The sequence below is a fragment of the Paenibacillus sp. sgz302114 genome (assembly GCF_056120345.1).
Map to the genome: position 1 here is coordinate 241,988 of NZ_JBVYOI010000002.1, position 22,224 is coordinate 264,211.

The 22,224-nt window shown below is 50.7% G+C and carries 24 protein-coding genes; 7 read left to right on the forward strand and 17 right to left on the reverse strand.

From position 1 onward, the window contains the following. Positions 1-4: 4 nt before the first annotated feature. From AC0LWF_RS06130 to AC0LWF_RS06140, 3 genes are all read right to left on the reverse strand, one after another. Entirely contained in the window at positions 5-1,552 is a 1,548-nt protein-coding gene (locus AC0LWF_RS06130) for a replication initiation and membrane attachment family protein (RefSeq protein ID WP_474650674.1), read from the reverse strand. A gap of 118 nt (positions 1,553-1,670) precedes the next feature. Next, positions 1,671-2,546, reverse strand: a complete 876-nt coding sequence (locus AC0LWF_RS06135) for an alpha/beta fold hydrolase (RefSeq protein WP_474650675.1) — start codon at positions 2,544-2,546, stop codon at positions 1,671-1,673. Positions 2,547-2,649: 103 nt separating this feature from the next. Then, entirely contained in the window at positions 2,650-2,955 is a 306-nt protein-coding gene (locus tag AC0LWF_RS06140) for a YuiB family protein (RefSeq protein ID WP_474650676.1), read from the reverse strand. Between the two features lie 158 nt (positions 2,956-3,113). On the opposite strand from AC0LWF_RS06140, the gene hemQ reads away from it, so the two are divergent. Next, entirely contained in the window at positions 3,114-3,860 is a 747-nt protein-coding gene (gene hemQ / locus AC0LWF_RS06145) for a hydrogen peroxide-dependent heme synthase (RefSeq protein ID WP_474650677.1), read from the forward strand. A gap of 225 nt (positions 3,861-4,085) precedes the next feature. Here hemQ and AC0LWF_RS06150 read toward each other — a convergent pair whose 3' ends face one another. Together AC0LWF_RS06150 and AC0LWF_RS06155 are read right to left on the reverse strand one after the other, a co-directional pair. Then, positions 4,086-4,340, reverse strand: a complete 255-nt coding sequence (locus AC0LWF_RS06150; protein ID WP_474650678.1) for a hypothetical protein — start codon at positions 4,338-4,340, stop codon at positions 4,086-4,088. Beyond that, the gene (locus AC0LWF_RS06155) at positions 4,340-5,533 is read right to left on the reverse strand and encodes an NAD(P)/FAD-dependent oxidoreductase (protein ID WP_474650679.1); all 1,194 of its coding nucleotides are present in this window, start codon (positions 5,531-5,533) and stop codon (positions 4,340-4,342) included. The genes AC0LWF_RS06150 and AC0LWF_RS06155 overlap by 1 nt, the downstream gene beginning before the upstream one ends. 331 nt (positions 5,534-5,864) lie before the next feature. Between AC0LWF_RS06155 and AC0LWF_RS06160 the strand changes: the two genes are divergently transcribed. Continuing rightward, positions 5,865-6,866 (forward strand): NAD(P)/FAD-dependent oxidoreductase, encoded by a 1,002-nt coding sequence (locus AC0LWF_RS06160; RefSeq protein ID WP_474650680.1) that lies wholly within the window; start codon positions 5,865-5,867, stop codon positions 6,864-6,866. A gap of 379 nt (positions 6,867-7,245) precedes the next feature. Here AC0LWF_RS06160 and sda read toward each other — a convergent pair whose 3' ends face one another. The 3 genes from sda to AC0LWF_RS06175 form a co-directional block, all read right to left on the reverse strand. Then, positions 7,246-7,389, reverse strand: coding sequence for a sporulation histidine kinase inhibitor Sda (gene sda, locus AC0LWF_RS06165; RefSeq protein WP_474650681.1), 144 nt, complete (start codon positions 7,387-7,389; stop codon positions 7,246-7,248). Positions 7,390-7,644: 255 nt separating this feature from the next. Next, positions 7,645-8,319, reverse strand: a complete 675-nt coding sequence (locus AC0LWF_RS06170) for a YheC/YheD family protein (protein ID WP_474650682.1) — start codon at positions 8,317-8,319, stop codon at positions 7,645-7,647. Positions 8,320-8,552: 233 nt separating this feature from the next. After that, positions 8,553-9,080 (reverse strand): accessory gene regulator B family protein, encoded by a 528-nt coding sequence (locus AC0LWF_RS06175; RefSeq protein ID WP_474650683.1) that lies wholly within the window; start codon positions 9,078-9,080, stop codon positions 8,553-8,555. 146 nt (positions 9,081-9,226) lie between these two features. Here AC0LWF_RS06175 and AC0LWF_RS06180 point away from each other — a divergent pair, with 146 nt between their 5' ends. Both AC0LWF_RS06180 and AC0LWF_RS06185 read left to right on the forward strand, forming a co-directional pair. After that, positions 9,227-10,174: an aldo/keto reductase gene (locus AC0LWF_RS06180; RefSeq protein ID WP_474650684.1), complete on the forward strand. Its 948-nt coding sequence runs from the start codon at positions 9,227-9,229 to the stop codon at positions 10,172-10,174. A gap of 340 nt (positions 10,175-10,514) precedes the next feature. Beyond that, the gene (locus tag AC0LWF_RS06185; RefSeq protein WP_474650685.1) at positions 10,515-11,039 is read left to right on the forward strand and encodes an ankyrin repeat domain-containing protein; all 525 of its coding nucleotides are present in this window, start codon (positions 10,515-10,517) and stop codon (positions 11,037-11,039) included. 73 nt (positions 11,040-11,112) lie between these two features. Here AC0LWF_RS06185 and AC0LWF_RS06190 read toward each other — a convergent pair whose 3' ends face one another. Further along, entirely contained in the window at positions 11,113-11,475 is a 363-nt protein-coding gene (locus tag AC0LWF_RS06190) for a HesB/IscA family protein (protein WP_474650686.1), read from the reverse strand. Positions 11,476-11,601: 126 nt separating this feature from the next. Further along, positions 11,602-12,246: a PAQR family membrane homeostasis protein TrhA gene (gene trhA, locus AC0LWF_RS06195; RefSeq protein ID WP_474650687.1), complete on the reverse strand. Its 645-nt coding sequence runs from the start codon at positions 12,244-12,246 to the stop codon at positions 11,602-11,604. Positions 12,247-12,697: 451 nt separating this feature from the next. Between trhA and mqnE the strand changes: the two genes are divergently transcribed. Together mqnE and AC0LWF_RS06205 are read left to right on the forward strand one after the other, a co-directional pair. Then, positions 12,698-13,801 carry an aminofutalosine synthase MqnE gene (gene mqnE / locus AC0LWF_RS06200; RefSeq protein WP_474650688.1) on the forward strand — a complete coding sequence of 368 codons (1,104 nt, stop codon included), beginning with the start codon at positions 12,698-12,700 and terminating at the stop codon, positions 13,799-13,801. A 128-nt stretch (positions 13,802-13,929) separates the two neighbouring features. Next, the gene (locus AC0LWF_RS06205; RefSeq protein WP_474650689.1) at positions 13,930-14,997 is read left to right on the forward strand and encodes an NAD(P)/FAD-dependent oxidoreductase; all 1,068 of its coding nucleotides are present in this window, start codon (positions 13,930-13,932) and stop codon (positions 14,995-14,997) included. 61 nt (positions 14,998-15,058) lie between these two features. Here AC0LWF_RS06205 and AC0LWF_RS06210 read toward each other — a convergent pair whose 3' ends face one another. After that, a complete protein-coding gene (locus AC0LWF_RS06210; protein WP_474650690.1) occupies positions 15,059-15,331 on the reverse strand; it encodes a YuzB family protein in 273 nt (90 codons plus the stop codon). 89 nt (positions 15,332-15,420) lie between these two features. On the opposite strand from AC0LWF_RS06210, the gene AC0LWF_RS06215 reads away from it, so the two are divergent. Continuing rightward, on the forward strand, positions 15,421-15,666 hold the full coding sequence (locus tag AC0LWF_RS06215; protein ID WP_090578360.1) for a NifU family protein: 246 nt from the start codon (positions 15,421-15,423) through the stop codon (positions 15,664-15,666). 82 nt (positions 15,667-15,748) lie between these two features. On the opposite strand, the gene AC0LWF_RS06220 is transcribed toward AC0LWF_RS06215, so the two are convergent. The 6 genes from AC0LWF_RS06220 to AC0LWF_RS06245 all read right to left on the reverse strand — a co-directional run bounded on the left by AC0LWF_RS06220 (position 15,749) and on the right by AC0LWF_RS06245 (position 22,217). Beyond that, positions 15,749-16,546, reverse strand: coding sequence for an SDR family oxidoreductase (locus AC0LWF_RS06220; protein WP_474651208.1), 798 nt, complete (start codon positions 16,544-16,546; stop codon positions 15,749-15,751). A 28-nt stretch (positions 16,547-16,574) separates the two neighbouring features. Beyond that, the gene (locus AC0LWF_RS06225; RefSeq protein WP_474650691.1) at positions 16,575-17,279 is read right to left on the reverse strand and encodes a Cthe_2314 family HEPN domain-containing protein; all 705 of its coding nucleotides are present in this window, start codon (positions 17,277-17,279) and stop codon (positions 16,575-16,577) included. 39 nt (positions 17,280-17,318) lie between these two features. Beyond that, entirely contained in the window at positions 17,319-19,085 is a 1,767-nt protein-coding gene (locus AC0LWF_RS06230; RefSeq protein WP_474650692.1) for a UbiD family decarboxylase, read from the reverse strand. After that, positions 19,082-20,023 carry a COX15/CtaA family protein gene (locus tag AC0LWF_RS06235; RefSeq protein WP_474650693.1) on the reverse strand — a complete coding sequence of 314 codons (942 nt, stop codon included), beginning with the start codon at positions 20,021-20,023 and terminating at the stop codon, positions 19,082-19,084. Before AC0LWF_RS06235 ends, AC0LWF_RS06230 begins: the two co-directional genes overlap by 4 nt. A 164-nt stretch (positions 20,024-20,187) precedes the next feature. After that, positions 20,188-20,532, reverse strand: coding sequence for a thioredoxin family protein (locus AC0LWF_RS06240; protein WP_474650694.1), 345 nt, complete (start codon positions 20,530-20,532; stop codon positions 20,188-20,190). Between the two features lie 32 nt (positions 20,533-20,564). Continuing rightward, positions 20,565-22,217 carry a copper amine oxidase N-terminal domain-containing protein gene (locus tag AC0LWF_RS06245; RefSeq protein ID WP_474650695.1) on the reverse strand — a complete coding sequence of 551 codons (1,653 nt, stop codon included), beginning with the start codon at positions 22,215-22,217 and terminating at the stop codon, positions 20,565-20,567. Between the last annotated feature and the right edge of the window lie 7 nt (positions 22,218-22,224).

The following is a 22,224-nucleotide window of genomic DNA, read 5'->3' on the forward strand; positions in this document are numbered from 1 at the left end:
TTGTTTACGTTGTTTTACCATCTAATTTACGTGCCATCAACCGAATCTCTTCCATCTCCTCCGCCGACAGCGGCGATCCGCTTGGCGCTTCGGGCATGATCGGAATAGATGGCTTACGAGTCCCGCCGCCTCGCTGCGAGCCGCCTCGCTGACTCCGCGGCGCTCCCGAAGAAGCATTCGCCGCGCCGATGCCACCCTCGCGGCGGCGTTCTTTATCCGCTTCGACTTTCACCTGATCGCGCACGTAGCCGACGGCTTTTTCGAAGGAATCGATGCCTTTCATCAGCATGTTTGAAGCTACGGTATCAATAAAAGCTTTCGTCACGCGCTGCGCGTCGTTAAAACCAAGAACATAATGAATGAGGACGTTAATGACTGCACCTTGCAAACGATAATTATGATCGATGACTTCAAATACGCGAATGAGCCACTCCGGTACTGCTCCTGGGAAGAAACGCGCAATAAATCGGGTATGCGGCTCGTTCCGCATGAGCATGTTGTACTGGTGGATGTCGCACCGGCCTGCCAGCTGCGCAGGCACTTCCATATAATATTCAGCTTGAACCGCCACTTCATCCGGCATATCGTCGCTGCCATCATCCGTCTGCTCATTCTCCGCCTTCGCAGCGGACATTCTACCGTACATCCGCTGGCGTTCGTCCGTTCGCTTGCGGTCCTGGCGGTACATCTGATTCGCCCGCAGCTGCAGCTCATCAATAAGCATCTCGCCTTTGCTCGTAAAGATGTTGTCTTCATCGAGCAATCGGCTTAGATCAGCCGCGTCCAAGTTATATTTGTACGCGATGTAATTGAGCTGCGCAATCGCTTCCTGATCTCCGCGCAGACGCTCCACATATTGACGGTTCGCCGAGTTGCGCGGGAACCGCATAATAATATCGCCATACTGGATCCCTGCTGTCTCCAGTGTTGGCGGCTTAGGTGCTGGCTGCCTTGCCGGCGCTACTTCGGTAAGCGCCTGCTCCAGCTCAAGATCAATGCCTTGCGTATTCAAGCGGAATAGCTCGTAGAACGGCACCGTAATGTTCTCCCGCTGCAGCTCAGCGCTTGCGAGCTCATCATCTTCCTTCGCATAAAAGCATTCCCGCAGTGCAATAACGGAATGCTTGCCAACTTTATCACGCAGCAGCATCGTCAGATGCGGGCTTCCGAAAAACTCATCCGGCGATAAAGGCTTAATAAGTTCATATTCATAAACAACATCATCATTATCGAGCACACCGAGCTTCGATACTTGCAGCAGCCCGACCGCTTCCAGCCGCGAAGCATGAAGAACAAGCTCCTGCCTGCTGCGCTCGCTCATCTCTAACCCAAGGCCAAGCAGCAGCTTCCTCTGCGGTGCAAGCGGCGAATAGCCGACCTTGTCATCAGCTGCCTGCTGATAAAGCAGCTGGTACAAGCCTGCTGCGAATGCGCCAATCATAGATTGATAGATGAGCGCGATCATTTTGCGATCGACTGCACTCAACGAAAAATCGCGAAAGGTATAATAACGATGATGCTCAGTAAATTGATGTAAGCTTCCAATCCGCATCTCACTACCGACTCCATCCGCCTTTTATTCTTTCTACTAGTTTACCATAGGATAAGCCGCAGAAAAAAAAGAAAATTCCCCCTCTCGAGGGAACTTATTATGAAGTCCTGACTGTGCTCTAGTGCTGTGGATGATAATCCTCATTTAATCCTTCCATAACGCCATGGCTCACGAGCTCTTCCAGGAGCGCTGACCGTTCCTCGAACGTATCGGCAAGCTCCGGATGCTCCTGCTTATCAATCCACTGCGATATGATAAAAGCAGTGGTAGATGGATGCTTCATAAGCAGCTGCTTACTCGCTCCTTTAATACCGTACAGCTCACAATTCTTCAGTCTCTTCCGCAGCGCACTGGCATAATGCTGACTGACCTGATCCTCTGCTCCATAGATAAGAAGCACCGGCTGCCGAAGCTGACTAAGCCGCTTCTGCACGGAGCTGTCCAAGCATGCTGCCGTATACTCCCGCCATTCGGCCGCATCTCCCTGCTTCGCTTCCTCGTAGAGCGCTTGAACCTCCGCTTTGCTCCCCGCTTCGCCAAGTGCAGAATGGTACGCAATCGGATCTTTTGGAGCAAGCCTGCTTGAAATGTAAGAAGCCTGCAGCTTCGAGCGGGTTACAATGTCGGTATAGCCAGCTGTCCCATTAATGAGGATGCCGCCGATAAATCGCTCCGGATACGTCAGCAGCGCCGTCAACAGGGGGAACGACCCTGCGCCATACGAGCATAGATAGGCGGTTTTCTCACCAAGCTCGTCGAGCAGCTGCCGCATATCCTCGGCAATTAAGCCAATCGTAAGCTTCCCGCTCCCTGCGTTACTTGCGCCATGTCCACGGATATCGAACCTAATCAGCTCACTATCGCCTGCCAGCTTCTCCCCGAGCGGGACGAATAGGCGGCTTGTCAGACAAGGCGGATGAACCGTTAAGATCGGCGGCCCCCCATTATCCTTGCCAGTACGTTCATAATGCAAGCCCAATTGAAAAAACGGCAATGCACATCACCTCGGCTCTTCGAAAGCTGCAGCTGCGGAGCTTAAAGTCAGCTAGCTTTCTTCGTTTGATCCTTAGTATGGCCTTGCCGTCTGTAATTTCATCTTAGAACATTTTGTATCCGCCACGCCGTAATGCCCGAATCGTCACACCGCTTACGTATGCGCCAATGAGCGCTCCGATTGCTGGAACAATATCGACGAACGTAAAGGCGGAGAAGTTGTCCGCAAACGTCTTCGTTTTATCCCACGTTTGCCAGATGAAGATTGGAATCCCTACCAGAACATATAGATAAATCGGGAAAAAGGTTGTTTTGAGCAGCATGTTCAATATAAATCCGATACCGAACACCATTACAAAAAACAATACCGTTGCAATAATAAGCTGTAGAATATTAACGTCACCGTTCATGCCTTGCTTGATTCCCCTTTCGCTACGAATAAGTGTAGTAGATGGCTTCGAGGAAGTCAATTCATTCACAGCTGTTGTCACAAGTCCGTCATTTGCTCTCCTTTGTTCCATTACGTTACAATGTAGACGACAATTACACCTATAGAGGAGAGATACCGATGAGTGAAGCAGCTCAAACGCTGGAAGGCTGGTACGCCTTGCATGATTTCCGCACAATTGACTGGACGGCTTGGAAATTAGCAGACGAAGGAGAGCGTGCCATTGCACTGGACGAGCTTCAATCCTTCCTGTCTGAATGGCAGTCCGTTGAAGATAATAAACAAGGCAGCACCGCTTTCTATTCCATCGTAGGGCAGAAGGCGGATTTCGTCCTGATGCACCTGCGTGAAACGCTCGAAGAACTGAATGCCATCGAGAATGCGTTCAATAAGACAACCTTCGCACAATTCACTATTCCGGCGCACTCGTACGTGAGCATCGTGGAGCTGAGCAACTACATGGCGCCTCCGGGAACAGACCCGATGCAAAGTCCGGAAATTCTCGCAAGATTGAAGCCGATTCTGCCAAAATGGAACCACATCTGCTTCTACCCGATGAACAAGCGCCGCGAAGGCAACGACAACTGGTACATGCTCAGCATGGAAGAGCGCCGCAACATGATGCGCAGCCATGGCATGATCGGCCGTGGGTATGCGGGCAAAGTGAAACAAATCATTACAGGCTCCGTTGGCTTCGACAACTGGGAGTGGGGCGTTACGCTGTTCGCAGAAGATGCGCTTCAATTCAAGAAGCTTGTCTATGAAATGCGCTTCGATGAAGTAAGCGCGCGCTTCGGCGAATTCGGTGAATTCTACGTCGGCAATCGCATCACAGACGAGAAGCTTCAGCAGCTGTTCAGCATCTAGGGAACCAGTGGATGCACGTAGCCTTCGGTCGGTATGGGTTTCCACTCGCTGTTGTAGTCGGATATATTGGAATGTAATTTTTAATATGAAGTATATCCGCCTACAAAGGCGAGCGCTATCGCTGTTCCAACTCCATACCGACTCTTCGGCCACTTTGCACTGGCTTGTCGCATTATAAAAAAAGCGGATGTAACGTCTTCCCAGACGCTCCATCCGCTTTATTATTTAAGCCTCGTCATCCTCTTCGAGTAGACGTTTCATCTCTAAGTACGCTTCCGTCTGCCGGTCGCGCTCGCGGCCCTTCTCCTTCAACCGTTCAATGCCCGGAAGAATAAGAATATCCACTTCCTTCTGCACCGTATATACCAAGTCGTAACGGTTCTGCGACTCCAAGTAAGAGCCAACTTCCATCAGCGCATTGTAGCGATCTAGCTCCTCACGCGTCAGTAACCCTCGAACCTGCACGCTGCAGTGTCTCATTACAGGAACTTACCTTTTTTAACAACGAGTGGAATACCGCCGATGATGTACAGGTAACGGATGTCGATTGCTTTCTTCAGCATTGCCGCTACGCTGCCTTTATATTTCTTGCCGAACGCAAGACCGACTGCTTCGCCTTTTCCAAGGGAGGCAACAGTACCTTTGTTCTTGAATTCGAATTTCTTCAGCGGTTGGTTACGGATCGAAGCAACCAGGTTATGCGCGCAAACTACGCCTTGTTGCATAGCGATTTGAGCTGTTGGCGGGTACGGACGGCCTTCCGGATTGAACATCAGGGAGTTGTCGCCAACAATGTAGATGTTCTCATGGCCTGGAGCGCGAAGCGACTCGTCAACTTTAACGCGGCCGCGCATAACTTCGATACCTGCTTCTTCGATCAGGCGGTTACCGCGAACGCCAGCTGCCCAGATAACTGTAGCTGCTTTGATTTCTTCGTTGTCGCCAACGATAACGCCGTCGGGAGTACATTCTTTGATCGGTGTGCCGATGCGGAATGTTACGCCTTTCTTCGTCAGTACTTGCATGGCATACTCAACGAGCTCTGGATCAAAGCCAGGAAGCGCTGTTGGAGCAGCTTCGATATTGTAAAGCTTTACAAGCGAAGGATCAACGTCGTTCTGCTTGCAAAGCTCTGGAAGACGATCTGCCAGCTCACCGACAAATTCGATACCTGTGAAGCCAGCGCCGCCGACAACGAAAGTAAGGTAATCTGTACGGTGTGGTTCACGCTTGAAGCGTGCGAATTGGTACTCAATGTGTTCGCGGATCAAGCGAACAGAATTAATCGAACGAATGTTCATTGCGTATTCAAGCATACCTGGGATACCGAACGTTTCAGGCTCGCCGCCAAGGCCGATTACGAGATAATCGTACGAAAGCGTACCGTCTTCAAGAATAACTTTCTTATCTTGCGTACGGATTTGTACGACTGTCGATTTAACGAAGTCGATTTTGAATTCGTCAATCAGCTTGGAGATGCTAACACGTGCGTTTTCTGTCTTGTCTGTGCCCGCAGCTGGCATGTGAAGATGTGTCGTGAAGTAATGGTAATCATGCTTGTTCACGAGTGTTACGTCAGCTTCGTTGTAGTTCAGTTCTTTCTGAAGACGAAGTGCGGTCAAAACACCGCCGTAACCGGCCCCTAGAATAACAATTTTCGGTATGTTGCTCATCGCAGAATCCCATCCATTCGTGATTTCTTTGTCTTTTTCATAACATTGTGAAAAATTACACAAACACTGACAATGAATAATGTTAGTGTGTAACCCGAGTCGTGCTTTTATGAAAAGTCTGTGTCCAGTTCGAAAAACCGATACTAATACCTCACAGTTTACAAACTTTTTCAATAAAGTTCAAGGGTAAAATATACGAAAATATTTAGAACAACATCCAATTTTCTTATTTCCCCGAGGCTTGTCGAAACGATATAATGTACAAGAAGATTTATCCAGTTGTCTAGCGCTGAAACACGGGTTCCTGAATTTCATTTCGGAGGTGTTACTCATGTCTAGTTCTGTTGCTCCTGCACAAGTCGTCGATATCGTGATCATTGGCGGAGGTCCTGCCGGTATGTTCGCCGCTTTCTATGGCGGCATGCGCCAAGCTTCCGTAAAAATTATCGAAAGCATGCCTGGGCTGGGCGGACAGCTTGCCGCTATCTATCCTGAGAAGTACATCTATGATGTTGCCGGGTTTCCGAAAGTGACCGCTGGAGAATTAGTTGAGCAGTTGAAGAAGCAAATGGATATGTTTAAGCCGGAAATTCATTTAGAGGAAAAGGTTATTTCCGTGAACAAGCGGGACGAACGCGACTTCGAGATTGTGACTGACAAAACCGTACATTATGCCAAAGCGGTTATCATTACGGCTGGCGTTGGCGCTTTCGAGCCTCGTCGTCTGGAGCTTGCTGAGGCAGCCAAATTCGAGAAGCGGAATTTGTATTACTTCATTAATGATCTCAGTCAGTTTCAGGGCAAGCATGTGATGGTAAGCGGTGGTGGCGATTCGGCTGTAGATTGGTCACTGATGCTGGAGCCGATTGCAGCAAGTGTCACTCTCGTACACAGGCGGGATAAATTCCGAGCTCATGAGCATAGTGTGGAGAACTTGAAGAATTCCAAAGTGAACGTGCTTACCCCGTATGAATTGATCTCATTGAACGGCTCGGACGAGATTGCATCTGTCACTTTGCAGCACGGAAAGACTGCCGAGAAGAAGGAGCTGCCCGTTGATGCCGTCATCGTTAACTTCGGGTTCGTATCTTCCCTTGGTCCTATAGCGGAATGGGGACTTGAGATCGACAACGGATCAATCATAGTAGATTCCCGAATGGAAACAAGTGTGCCGGGTATATTCGCAGCAGGCGATATTACGACCTATCCAGGCAAGCTGAAGCTGATTGCCGTCGGGTTCGGCGAAGCGCCGACTGCGATTAACAATGCGAAGGTGTATGTAGATCCGACCGCGAAGCTCTCGCCAGGTCATAGCAGCAGCATGAAGCTTTAACCATTACAGCGTGACAGCGGATGATTTTCAAAATAAAAAGGGTATCCTAGACTTTAGCCGATCTTGAAATGAACCATTCACAGGTGGCAAAGGAGGGTACCCTTTTCTATATGTTATGTCCCATTTGTAACGGATTGGAGCAGCTCTATGCGCTTTGCCCCGTATGCTCCTTACAAACTGAAGATTGTGGACGGCTTGACGATTTCACCGGTCCATATGCACCTTATCAGCCTGACACGATTACCAATAGCGAGACGATTCCATCATTGTCGTTTGTAGGGAATAACTGTAGTCATGTTGTCTATTGTCCTAACTGTTCGGCTACGTATGAGGTACATATTTCGAAATGGCCATAATCGTGCGAGGACGAGGAGTAGGTTTAAGCAGTGTGGAGGTAGCCTTCCGCATTAATTTGTCTGCGCTTGATCTCGGCGTTCAATAGCTGGATAAATTCTTGATCCAAGTTATACTTGTTCGCCGTTTGGAACGCATCAAGCAACAGCTCGTCAGACAGCTGGTCCATATCGCTCAACTCCTTTCCTCTTAATTCCAAATTCATCTTAGCATGTCCAAAGAGGATGGAACAAGCGTTCCGATTATCCACATCCCTGTGTGGACAGCATGTGTGCAACTTGTGTGTAATCGTCGAATACTGAGGAAACTCAATGAGGATATTGTGGATACGTTTATACACAGCCCGACAATTTGCACAATTGATAAAAAACTTTAATGACACTCTATTAATCTATTAACTTAAACTATCAAATCAGTGATTCAATTATTGTGGCCTTGTGTTCACTTCGAAGATCCAAATCTTCCCGCTCCGATCAATTCCGAAGTCAAAACCGAGCTGTCCAATACCCGGAAACCGCCCTTCCAGCACGCTTGTCGACATTTGTGTCAGCTGGCGCATGAGCCGTTTCTTCGGCACGACGCTACTGCTTGAGAACGATCTGCGAATCCCCTCTGATCCGCTCAGGAGCGTGCCCCCGCGGCAAATATTCGTCACGAATAAGCCAGGTTTCGCCAGCCTGCCGACAATTGCCGTAATCGCCCAATGTCCGTCCGCTTGTTTGACATATTTCACCCTATAGTCGATTGGTCTGCCGCCGATGGTTGCGAGCCGAATTCCTTTTTGAATTAAATAGCGGCGTGCCCCTTTCTTGCCATTCAGCGATTGGTACATTGCATCGAAGCTCCCGAAGCGGTTCGTCTTGGAGTAATACGTATACGCGTAGCTCCCATTGTCTCGCGTTACTTTAATGACACCGTGACCGCCTGCTCCGCGCACTGGCTTCACCACAACCATCCCATGCGCCTGCAGCATACTGCTCAAATTCGCTTTCGTAAACATCCGTGTTGGCGGGATATGCGGAGCAATACCCGAGTGGGACAGCAGCGCCTCCGTCTTCGCCCATTTGCTGGCCAACTGCCTTCCTTGATCATCGCCCATGCGCCAAGCCTCACTTTCGTACCGTTATATGAGACAGCATATGCCTCAAAGACAGGAGTCTCTTGGATGATTGTAAGGGTCAAGTCGCCTGATTTAATAGGCTGATAGAACGATAGAACGATAGAACCGCTATTGCCCGGGCAATAAGCAGATTTGCAGCACAAAAAAGCCTTGCTGACAGATGCGTCTCTCTCATCCATCCAGCAAGGTTCTAGCATTCTTATCGTATGAAGTTAAGCCGCCGATGCGGATTTGTTCTTGAATGGCAGCAGTATCGCTTGGACGGCAAAAGCAAGCGCAAGCATGTCCGATTGTAGCAGCAAGTTAGCCGCGACGATGAGGCAGGCAAGCAGCTTCATTAGTGGATAATACTTGGGTGCAATGCGCGCATAAGTATCGTAATTGGCCGGGGCAAAGATGATCATCATGAGCAGAGATGCGCAAGTGAGGCCGAGCATGACTGCATCAGGCAAGTTGATATGCGGCAGCGTTGCCAGCACGATCGTTGATACGATTATGCAGTATAAGTTAGAGGGCAGGTGATAACCGCCAGAGATAAACCGGACAACGGCGAATAGAATGAGCAGCTCGGCAGTTCGAAGCAGCTCGCCTGTCGCAAGCCCTACCAGCAAAACAAGCATCGCGATGGCAACCGTATTGAACACAATTTCGAGCGCATAGACAATGACCGGAACAGAAGGCGCTTCTGCACCGCTTTCCTTGATTCTAGCATGCAATGCTGCGGCTGCTCTCTGAAGCATATCGACGACCCTCTCTATTGTTGATTGCTGCTTTTGTGAATCTCGCATTTTCTCCATAGTATACCAAAGTTGTTTACACTGCCACATCCTGATTATAATGAATAGGAAATGCCAGTCCGTAAAATGGATAAGGAGTGATACTTACGATGAAATACCGCAAATTAGGTAAGAACGGCCCTGAAATCTCCGTGATCGGCTTCGGTTCTTGGGCAATCGGCGGTGCAGGCTGGGCGAGCGCCTGGGGCGGCCAAGACGATGACATGTCGGCGGAGAGCGTGCGCGCCGCACTCGATGCAGGAATTACCTTCTATGATACGGCAGCTGTTTATGGGCTCGGCCATTCAGAGGAAGTGCTCGGCAAAGCGCTGAGCAAAGACCGGGACCGTGTCATCATCGCGACCAAATGCGGTCTCGTGTGGGATGAGAATGGCGCCATTACACGTACCGGCGCTTATGAATCCGTCCTTCGCGAAGCGGAAGCATCCCTTAAACGGCTCGGCACCGATTACATCGACCTATACCAGATGCATTGGCCGGATGCGGAACTACCAGCTGAAGAGACGATGCGTGCGATGGATAAGCTCGTACAGGACGGCAAAGTGCGCTATGTCGGCGTGAGCAATTACAACGTGGAACAGCTTCAGCAATCGCTCACCGTTAGACACGTCGACTCTTTGCAGCCGCCTTATTCGATTCTAAGACCTGCCGCGGAGAAGGAGCTGCTTCCGTTCTGCCAAGCAAACGGCATTGGCGTCGTTGCGTACAGCCCGCTCACTTCCGGCCTGCTATCCGGCAACTATACATACGAGACGACATTCGGACCGGACGACTGGCGCTCGCGCAACAAGGCGCATACGGGCGAAGGGCTGCGCAGCAATGTCGACAGAGCCGAGAAGCTGAAGCTGATCGCTGCGCGGTATGACATTACGCTCCCTCAGCTTGCTGTCGCATACGATCTCGCGCATCCGGCAATTACGAGCGCCATCGTAGGCGTGCGCAAACCGAGCCATATTCTTGGCGTATTGCCAGCCATTGATGTTACGCTGGATGAAGCAACGCTTGCGGAAATCCGTGCCATCGCTGCGGCGGAATAATGAATAAAGGGCTTCGAGGAGTGAACGGCAGGTACGTCGTTCGTGCTCTTCGCAGCCCTTTTTATTTAAGCGATATGTGCAATGGCATCGATCTGCACCATGAATCCCATTGGAGAAGGCGAGATCGTCCGCGCCGGATAAGGCTCTTTGAAATACTCTTTGTAGATTTCATTGAATGCACCGAAGTCTACCCCGACACTCCATTCGACACTATCCCCACTTCCATTTCCTGCAAAATAAAGCAGGAGAATCGATCCTCCATTCAGAAATCTATAAGATAATGAATTCTATCGTATTCTTCTTCATATGACCAAATTCAAGATGGGGGGTTAACCTAATAATGGAGCTCAAACAACAGATTGAGGATGTATTTCAAGCGGCGCAGTCGGGTAATGCTGTGCGGTTAAGAGAAATTTTGGAGTTGCATCCAGAGCTTGCGAATACAGAAAATGAACAAGGACTGACACCACTTGGATATGCAGCGCACTTTGGAAACAAAGCTGCTGTGCAGGTTTTGCTGGAGCATGGCGCGAATGTTGATGCGGTATCTCATTCCAAGCTTTCTTATATCCCGTCGAATACCGCTTTGCACGCGGCAATTGCCGGGGAACGCAGCATCGATGTCATTCGGTTACTTCTGGAACGGCAAGCGCAGACAACGATTTTTGACAGCAACGGTCATACTTGTCTGCACAGCGCTTCCTTCCATGACGATAACATCGAGATTATCCGCCTGTTGATTGAACATGGAGCCGAAGTTAATGCAGCAATCGAGGGTGGAGAAACCGCGTTGGCTCTTGCTGTGAAGCAAGGCAATCACCATGTAGCCGAGCTGCTTCGCAGCAATGGAGCTGGAATCGAATAAACAGCAAAGCCCTGACAGCAGAGCTGTCAGGGCTTTCGCGTATGAGGCTATCGCCTCGCCACTAATTCAATTATTAGCACTCGCCAGCTGCTGCCGGCTTACCTGCATCCGTAGCTGTGCGGAAGCTTGAGCCGCAGCCACATGTAGCACTAGCATTGGGGTTCTCGATGGTGAAGCCTCCGCCGATGGCGGACTCTTTGTAGTCGATAATGAGGCCGTTCAGATACTTGATGCTGTCGTTATCTACGACAACCTTCAAGCCGCTAAAGGCCATCTCTTTATCTGTATCGGCAAGCTCATCGTCGAAGCCCATGCCATAAGAGAATCCGCTGCAGCCGCCTTCCTTCACGCCGATGCGCAAGAACAGCTCCGGAGCTTCCTCCGCTGCAAGCATTTCTTTTATCTTCTCATTCGCTGAATCGCTAATTGTAATCATGCTATCCCTCCTTGGGCTTGTTTAACAAAATCAAAGCTCACTTTACATTCGTAAGTTAATTATACTCCACTTCGAAGATAGACTCAATACACGAACAACCTGCATTATGCCTTCCCCTTCATCGCGTCAGCGCGGCAAGACGTACAGCAAGATCGCAAAGAAATGAAGCGTAGAGCCTCCGAGCACGAACATATGCCATACCGCATGGTGATATTTAAAGCTGCGCCATACATAGAAGATAGTTCCTACCGTATAGAGCACGCCGCCGGCAATGAGTAAATGAAGTCCGGTCGGAGCAAGATTCTCCCTTAGCGGTCCCCAAGCAAAGACGATAATCCAGCCCATAAGGACGTATAGCACCGTAGAAGTGAACAGAAATTTGGACGCGTAGAAAGCTTTAAACACGACACCGCATAGCGCAAGCCCCCAGACGATGCCGAATAATGTCCACCCTGCCGCGCCTTGTACCCTATGAAGCACGATTGGCGTATACGTTCCAGCGATAAAGAGATAAATGCAGGAATGATCCATAATTTCAAAAAACTTCTTCGCTTTCCCCTCTGGAAAGCTGTGTACGAGTGTTGAAGAGACGTATAGCAGAAGCATCATCGAACCGTAAATCGTGAAGCTGACGACATGTTCAGCATTCCCTTTTAGCGCTGCAAAAACAATCAGTAGGACGAGCGCAGCAATGCTGAGTGCCGCGCCAAGTCCGTGCGTAATGGCGTTCGCCACTTCTTCCCTGCGCGAATACGTATGGGTGTTTGCCATAACTTAAACCTCTTTTCTTCCGCTGAACAGCAGCTGCTTGGTTGCAGCAGCCATATGCAGCAGCCAGTCCTATCCTATTGGAATAGCGTACCACGTCATTTCACTTTGTGCCAACCGACTTAAGTCCGGTACCTTCCAATGTCATGATACGTTGGCATGACTTAATAGTTGCCGCTCACCATAATGAGGTTTATAATAAGTTAAGTCATTGTCAATTGGTTTTTTAGAGTCGGCGCAAGTAATTTTTTTCACAATGTTGTTTATTTTCTATTCTTTTCAAACTATTTCACATCATACACCGGACTCAAACTGAACGTCTTCGCCAACCATGCATATGCGGGCGGATTCGTTGTTGTACGAAGGCCATCGCTTCAGGATGAACAGCTTGCGTTGCTGCTCATCCCTTTATGCATGGTCAAGTACGTGCCCGGCGGACTAGGAGGAAGCCGTTATGAATATTGCAATACCGACAGAAGCGAAACAAATGCAGTCCATCGTCGAGAAAGTTCGTGCAGGCGAGCGCCTAAACCGCGAAGATGGCGTGTTTCTGTACCACACAGACGATCTGCTCACAATCGGGCAGCTTGCCAATGAAGTGAATTTGCAGAAAAACGGACGTAAAGTTTATTTTATCGAGAATATGAGCCTCTACTTCACGAATGTCTGTGAAGCTCATTGCGCGTTCTGCAATTTCCGCAAGGATCAAGGCCAAGATGGCGCATATACGCTGAGCGGCGAAGAAATGATCGCTTACGTTGAACAGCACATCCATCCGGACGTGCGCGAATTCCATATCGTTGGCGGACATAACCCGCATGTACCATTCCAGTACTACGTAGATTCGCTCAAAGCGTTGCACGAACGTTTTCCGGAAGTCGCACTTAAAGCATATACCGCAGCAGAAATTGACTTCTTCTCACGCATCAGCGGCTTAAACTACCGCGAAGTCATTCAAGAGCTGATGAAAGTCGGCTTGATATCGCTCACAGGCGGCGGCGCAGAAATTCTGTCCGACGAGTACCGCAAGAAGATGAAGGTCGACAAAGCGGACGTTTCCCAGTATCTCGAAGTGCACCGCACGGCGCATGACCTCGGTCTGCGCACGCATACGACGATGCTGTACGGCTCCGTTGAGAAGAAGGAAGATCGGATCGACCATATGCTCCAAATCCGCGAGCTGCAGGATGAAACGAACGGCTTCCAAGTATTCATCCCGCTGTCCATGCAGCCGATCAGCCCAAAAGCAAGCATTCGCCGCCGCAACTCGGCGTTCGATGATTTGAAGGCCATTGCGATCAGTCGCCTGATGCTCGATAACATTAAGCACATTAAGGCTTATTTTATCAACATCGGCACGCAGCTTACGCAAGTCGCGCTTACGATGGGCGCTTCCGACGTTCACGGCACGATGGTAAAAGAACGGATCAGCCATGCTGCCGGTGCACTTACGCCAGAAGGCATCACTCGCGAGGACTTGATCTGGCTTATTAAAGGCGCAGGCCGTATTCCGGTTGAGCGCGATACATTTTACAACGAAGTTAAAGTTTACGAATAGCAAGCAGGTATTGCCACGGCTTCGGCCCGGACAAGCACTGATGGTCCGGGTCAGTTAGGCATATACTACGGATAATCATCCAAAAGCAGCGTAGAACTTATTGCACAAAGAAAGTTGGGATTTATCTTATGAAACGTTTTGTCATTCTTGGCGGCGGTTATGGAGGATTGACTGTTGCGCATAAATTGCTTGAGGGCGAATTGCCGGACGATACCGTCGTCGTACTGATTGACCGTATGCCTTATCAAGGTTTAAAAACAGAGTATTATGCGCTTGTTGCCGGAACAAGCTCGGATGTTGAGCTGCGTGTTGCCTTCCCGTCCGATCCAAGGCTCATTATTATGTACGGTGAAGTAACCGATGTGGATTTGGATGCGAAGCAGATCCAAATGGCCGGACAAGACCCGCTCGATTACGAGTGGCTCGTCGTGGCGCTTGGTTGTACGGATAAGTTCCACGGCATTGATGGCGCGGAATTGTACTCGAATAGCATTCAAACCTTCTCTGCTTCGCGCAGAACCTACTTGGCGCTGAACGATGTGAAGCCGTATGGCCAGATCAATATTGTCGGCGGCGGTCTTAGCGGCGTTGAAGTGGCTTCGGAGCTGCGTGAAAGCCGTCCGGACCTTAACATTCGGATCATCGACCGCGGTCCAAGCATTCTGTCCGCATTCCCTGGCAAGCTGCAGGAATTTGTGTCTTCGTGGTTTATCGAGCATGAAGTGGAAATGCGTGGACATGTTTCGCTGCATAAGCTGGAGGAAGGCGCTCTGTACGATCTGAACCATACTGCGCCAATTCTGTCTGATGTTACGGTATGGACCGCTGGCATTCAGCCTGTAGCGCTCGTGCAGCGCATGAACCTTCCCAAGGATAATCAAGGCCGTCTCATTATCAATGAGCTTCATCAGCTGCCTGATTATAACGAAGTATTCATCGTCGGTGACTGTGCTTCCCTGCCATTCTCTCCAAGCGCACAAGCGGCGGAAGGTCAAGGCGCACAGGTTGCTGAAGTGATGCAAGCAATCTGGGCAGGCAAGACGCCTAAGCTCGGCAAGATCAAGCTCAAAGGCGTGCTCGGCTCGCTAGGTAAGAAATCCGGCTTCGGCCTTATGGGCAAAACACCGATGATGGGCCGCATTCCGCGTGTCATGAAGAGCGGCGTGCTCTGGATGTCGAAGCGCCATTTTGGCTAAACTAAGACGTATATGTGCTTTCGTGAAGTGCTGGCTCCCTGCCGTCTAGGCGGCTTACGCCTTACATATCATCAATGAGCCGATCAAGCGCTTCACGTTCTGCCTTCTGCTTCTCTATGGCTTTCATTATCTCTTGTTCCAGTTCATCTACTGTTTCTGCGGCGATGATCGTACCATCGACCATCCCGAACGGTACCATGTAACATTCACCGCAATTGCCTAAGCAGCCGTACTCGATAACATCGTAGTCTGGATTCGCTTCGAGCTTCTTCATTAGACGGTCTGTGCCGTGATGCATGTTGCTCGCGCAAAATTCTATCATTGGTTTTAACATCTTGTTTGTTTCACCAGCCCTAGTTGTTTGATATCCATTTTCAATTGATTCACTTTGTATTATAATAGGGGAGAAAGGAGTGGATTGCAATGAGTGAAAATGCACAAAGCACAATGTACGACGAGGTTCTCGACGTACTGGATAAGCTTCGCCCGTTCTTGCAGCGCGATGGCGGCGACGTTGAACTCGTAGATGTTGAGGACGGCATCGTTAAGCTGCGTTTGGTTGGTGCTTGCGGAAGCTGCCCAAGCTCGACGATTACACTTAAAGCAGGTATTGAACGTGCTCTGCTTGAGGAAGTCGAAGGCGTACAAGAAGTTATGCAAGTATTCTAGTCTTCTATTATTTACAAATAAGAGTCTTGCCATCCGGTTGCTTCTAAGCAGCTTGGAGGCAAGACTCTTTTGTTGTTGTTTATCACGTCCGGGATGTACCAGAGGACTTGATGGACGTCTTGATCGGGTCGAACCCGCCCGTGACGTCAACAATATTGCCAGTCAAGTAGTCCGACTGCGGCAAGCACAAGAAGGAGATTACGCGCGCAACGTCCTCGCCGCTTCCCGGCCGCCCGCGCGGCGATTCCTCATCCTGCTCGCCGGAGACATCTGCAATCGTCCGCTCTTTGTTCACGCCGCGAATGTCGCCCGGACATACCATATGCACCGTAATGCCGCTCGCCGCTTCTTCGACGGCGAGCGTCTTCGTGAATGAGACGAGCCCCGTCTTCGCGCTGGCATAGACTGCCCGATGCGGCCAAGCCCGACCTTCTCCGGCATGACCGAAGCCGAAGTGAATGATTCTACCCCACTGCTGCTTCCGCATGCCTGGCAGCAGATGGTGGTCCAACAGCATAACGCCAAGTAAATTGCCGTTTACAAGTCCGATAATATCATCCGCGGAATAGTCGGCGAACAGCCGCCGCTCGCGAATGAAGGGTCCAGCATTGTTGATCAGAATATCGATGCTGCCCGTCAGCGACCACGCAAGCGCCTGCGCTGCAAGCTGCTTCACGTCGCTCTGCACAGCAATATCGGCGCCGATGGCTATCGCCCTGACGCCGTGCTGCTGTTCAATCTCAGCGGCGAGCTGCAAGGCCTCCTGCTCGCTCGACTTATAGTTCAGCACAATGTCGCAGCCCATCTGGGCGAGCGTTTGCGCTGTCATTTTGCCTAACCCTTTCGCACTGCCTGTCACTAAAGCAGTCTTGCCTTTCAGCTCCATGGGCTTTCCCCCTAAGTTCCTATCACTTTCTCATCTGGCGATAAGCATGATGAAAGGTCAGCTTAAGTGTGTCCAGCACGAGGTCCATCATTAGGTTCATGTCATCGACCTGCTGCGCGATATCCTCAAGATGATGCTGCTCAGAATAGGCATCATGGCTTTGACGAAGATCATCCTGCATCTCGGAATTCATAAAGTGGATCTCCGTATTGCGCCGTTTGCGAAGCCGATTCATCGCCGGTTTGCTATGCTCCTTCAGCTCCTGAAGCGGCACATAGAGTTCGGGATATTGATTGCGGTGCAGCATGTTACGGATCACGGTGAAATACGAGAAATGCGGCTTCACTCGCTCGGTCTGCAGCCCCAAGTATTCATTCATGAGCGTACCGAGTTTATCAAGCAAGGAGAACAGCCGAATGAACGCATTTTTGTCAAAATAGACGTATCGGTTGTAGTCCATCCGTTCCTCAGCCGACAGGGCTTCAATCGTCGTCGCCTTGATCTTTGCCGCATACTTGCCTGCAACATAGTGGCTTTGCTCCAGTTCATCCAGCGAAGCAATCAGTCCAAGCGTATAGATCTCGTACTTGCGCAGCTTATGATCCTGGTCATGTCCGCCTGCAATCTGTTTATTCAGCAGATCCGCATACCGTTCCATCGCCTGCATCGCTTCAAGCAGCTTTCCCTCTGACTTGCGCGGCGGTTCGCCAAACAATGCTCTGAGCATGTCCGATCCCTCCTGATGTCCTCGTGATGACGTAGACGGTTATGCCTGAAAATACGTCTTCCACTTGCGGTCGACCATCTCTACAATGTCCTCACGCGGGATTAGTTCATCCGGGTAGCCCGGTTTCATCCGCGCATCAATGACAAGCGGCAGCTCATAGCCGACATGATGGCGCTTGAGCGTTGTCTCTGCATAGATATCATCTGCAGGATTAAAGCGGGTAAAGACTGTCCACAGGAACGGAGTCTGTGCGCTGGCAATCTCGGCATCATCCGACAAAATAACGAGCGGCCAACGTGTTCCCTTCTCGCGCAACCGCCCAAGCAGGCGCTGCGGCAGCTCTGGCTCATCGGCGAAGGCTGCTCCGGATACGACTAGGCAGCCGCGGCAGTAAGGCTTGATGCCTGTGATTTCGTCGATCAGCCCTTCGTCGTAGACGGCTGGCAGCTCGCGCACCGGCTCCCCGACGCCAAGCATAACGGCTTTGCTGCCATGGTTCAGCTTACCGCCTGTATAATCCAGTGTATCATGAGAGGTCTTATCAAAGACAAACAAATCGGTTTCCGGTCTGAAACGCTCCAGCACCGTTTCCATCAGCTGCGGGAAGTTCGCCAGATCAACCGGCTGGTCCGTAATCATCAAATATTTTGTCAGCGTCAGCTGGCCTTCGCCAAGAATTCGGAACGCAGTGCCGAGCGCTTCACGCGAGTAGCTCTCACGGACAACCGCAGCAGCCAGCGCATGGAAGCCTGTCTCCGCGTACGTCCACAAGTCTTTCACGCCTGGCATAGCAAGCGGGAACGCCGGCGACAGCAACCGCTGCAGGAAGTCGCCCAGGTAGTAGTCCTCTTGTCGCGGCTTGCCCACGATCGTCGCCGGATAAATCGCATCTTTACGGTGCCACATATGGCTAACGTCGAAGACCGGGAAGTCATGCGTCCACGAATAGTAGCCATAGTGATCGCCGAACGGCCCTTCCGGACGGCGCACATGAGGCGCTACTCTACCGCTCATGACGAATTCGGCATGCGCCGGAATCCGGTGGCTGCCGCGCGGATCTTGTACAACCGGCAGCTTGCCGCCCATTATTAACGAAGACAGCAGCAGCTCTGGCAGATGCTCCGGCACAGGCGCAATCGCCGAGGCGATGAGCGCAGGAGGACCACCTAAGAAGACGGATACGGGCAGAGCCTCATTACGCTTCTCGGCTTCATGGTAATGGAAGCCGCCACCCTTGTGGATCTGCCAATGCATCCCAGTCGTCGAATGGTCAAAAACCTGCATCCGGTACATGCCAAGGTTATGCTGCTTGCGGTGCTCTGGATGCTCCGTGTAGACGAGCGGGAGCGTAATGAACGGTCCGCCATCAAGCTGCCAGCTCGTAATTGCAGGGAGTCCTTCGAGCGGTCGCTCTGCTTTGAGAGCGCCAAGTACCGGTGCCGAGGACGCCGGTACTTCTTTAATGCCCACTTTTAACGCATCCCAGATAAGCGAACGCTCTCCCCAAATCGCTTTCGGTGTCGGCGGGAGCAAGCGATCCATCGCGCCGACGACCTGCTTCATGAACGCTTCCGGACGCGGTCCGAATGCAAGGTCAACCCTTCTTATCGTGCCAAACAGGTTCGTCACTACAGGGAAGGGGCTTCCAATTACGTTCGTGAATAGAAGTGCCGGTCCCTCCTGATCGATGACCCGTCTATGTATCTCGGCTAATTCCAAGTAGGGATCAACCGGAGTATCTATAACTGCCAGATCGCCTTCACGCCGAAGCGTGTCGATCAATCCGCGCAAATCTGTAAAACTCATGCATTAAACCGCCCTTCGCGCCATTTCCAAGCTCGAATCATAAAATCACATAGGATGCCGAACAAGCCGGATATTATTAGGTTGTGCAAAATGCTCGTAAAAATAAACCAGTCATTGTTGCGAATTGTAATGGTTAGCAGCGCACCGCTCAGCACTTGGCAGCACACAAGAATGAACACGAGAGCCGCCGTGCTCCGCATATTCGCGTGTTGCTTGCCTTTGCAGACGCGGTTCACATGAATCAAGAACAGCAAGATTAGCAGCCAAAGTACGGCAGCAGCCACGCGGTGAATGAAGACGATGCGGGTCGCCCCTTCCATCGTCGGGATCAAATCCCCGTTGCAAAGCGGCCAGCCTACGCATCCGCCAGATGATACGGTATGGCGAACATAAGCTCCGAGATAAATGACGAAATAGCTGTAAACTAGAATCGAGAGCGAGAAGGCATACACCGAAACCGGTACCCCTCGCAACGCCTTATCATTAGCCTGCTGGCCATTCTTCAGCCTTCTTGTCCACATGACGAGCAGCAGCGTAAACGTGAACGCCATTATCGAGAAGCCAAAGTGAAGCGCCATTACAGCCGGTGAAGTCGGAAATTTCACCGCCAGTGCACCGAGCAGTGCTTGTAACAGCGTGAAGAAGCCCGAGCCGGAGGCGTAAACGATCGGCTCTTTGTTAGTGCGATACATCATCAGCGTCGCAATGAATGATGCCAGCACAAGCATGCCGACGATGCCGGTAATGAACCGGTGGCTATATTCGATTAAAGATTCAAGCGTATGAGCAGGTACAAATTTTCCGTTGCAAAGCGGCCAATCGGTGCCGCAGCCATCTCCTGAACCGGTCTTCGTCACAAGTGCGCCAGCCAGAAGAACGCATAACATGCCGATGCAAGTTGCAATCACAAGCGCACGATATCGGCTAAAATTCAACATAATCACCTAACTTCCGAGAAGAATCAACTCCAATTATAACGAACTGATGTTGCAAATACCATGTTCAACTTGTGAACAGGAAGCGAACCTTACATGAAGCGGCGGAAAGCCCGCAAACGGCTATATTGCAGCCGTTTGCGGGCTTCCCCATCAGTCCCAAGCGGTTAGCCTGGCAGCGCTTCTCCCACTTGTATCGCGCGATCCAGAAACTGCTCGATTTCCTCTCTTGTCTTGCGAAGCTTGCTGACGAATCTTATTAGCTCACGGCCTTGCTTGAAGGCAATAAAGCTTGGAATGCCAAGAATGTTCAGCTCGCTGCACAGATCTGGCAAATCATCGCGGTCAATTTGCACGAAATGAATCCGACCCGCATAATTCACTTCGAGCTCTGGCATGAAAGGCTCGATATAATGGCAGTCTTTGCACCAGGTGGTCTTGAAGATCGCAATCGTGACACCGTCACCTGAGACTGCTTCTCGAAAGGCTTCGTCTGTCGTTATGATATTCATCGTGGATTGAACTCTCCTCTCTATTGATTGGCTTATACCGGTTCACGGGTGATTACGAGCGTGTCATCTCCGAAGCTCTTATCCCAGGTCAGGCTGCCATGGAGTGCAGCAACGAATGGTCTTGCAGGCACATACGTCGTCCCGTTCACGATTGTCGGCGGGAAGCTCCACTTCACTGTCTTCCCGTTCACAACCGCATTGCTGCTGCCTGTCTTCAGGACGATCGTTGTGTGCGTCGCTGGATCAACAACGGTCAGCTTGCCGCTTGCGTCCTTCGTTACACTTGCGCCAAGAGAGCCCGCAACGTCACGCAGCGGAATGAGCGTTACGCCTGCCGGTGTCAGAATAGGTGCAGGACGACTGTAATTCATATCCAAAAATACAGTTTGTTCGCTAATATGCAGCTGGTTATGGAGCAGCCCATATACCACTGAATTCGGCTCAAATTGACGGAGCACTTCGTAGCCCTGCATCTTGTTCAGCTGGTTCACATCGAACGACTCAGCTGTCGTTGTCGGCTTCACAGGTACTACATCACCGTTTACGTTCCAGCGCTCAGTCGTGATTTTGACCCATAACCCTTCAAAAGGCATTTCATCCAGCTCGTCTTGAACCGCGAGAACGTCCTCATCCTCTTCATCGGCTGCAGTTTCAGGACGAGTTGCGAGTGAAGCGAGGTCCGGCTTGATCGATGCCTCGATGACCGATTTGCGGATATCAAGCTTGCTGTCGATGAAGACATCACCTAACACATATGTACCGTCATTGAAGATGCCGTCAACTAGCTCCTTATTCTCTTGCTCCGCTTTCTTCAGCTCGTCGCTTGTTTCCGTCAACATCTGCGTGATTTCGTCCACAGCTTGCTTGATTTGCTCCGCCGAGTCTTCCTCTTCAGGCAAGGAACCGAAGATGCTCTCTGCCCCCGTCGATTGCAGCGCATCCGCCTGGCTAGCTAAAGCCTCATATACGCCTGTCAACATCGCTTTCAGTCCATCCTGGTCCTTCAACAATGCGTCGATATACGACTTTATCCAATCCCACAGCTCTCTGCCCGTCAGCTCAGCATGAATCTTCATCCCGGTTACGGACTCGCCGTTAACATTATCCTGCCCAGCATCTACCGAGAGATGAGTCGGATTCGGCAAATTATTGATCGTGAAGCCGCTGAGCGAATCCATCACCTTGATACCTGTCTCCGTCACGCTCTCTGAAGCAGCTGCACCCGTTGCACCAGCTGCACCTGTCGTACTTGAGGCTACCGCCTCTTCTTGGGCTTCTGTCAAATGAATGATGATCGGTTCCTTTGCCCCTTCGAGATTAAGAGCGACGAGCTTCTGATCTATAGCGAGGTTGAACCCGATCTCCTTATCGCCGAGAGCCAGCTTCCCTGCCGCCGACATGTCGCCATTCTTCGAAGTCCTCACATTATCGAGCTGCAATGTAACATGAGAAATGAGATTGATCAGTTCCTGATCTTCCTTCGGCAGCTGCTTTAACGCCTCGTCTTTCAGCAGCAGCTTCAATTCAATCGTCTCCTTGCTCTCAAACGAGGTTACCTTCAGCGATTGCTTCAGCATCGCATTGAAATCTACGCCGCCAAGCGCCTGGCAGCCTGCAGTAATAATAAGAACGAGCGATAATAGCAGTATTCCTACCCATTTGGTACTAAATCTTCGTGTTGTCAAAATAAAA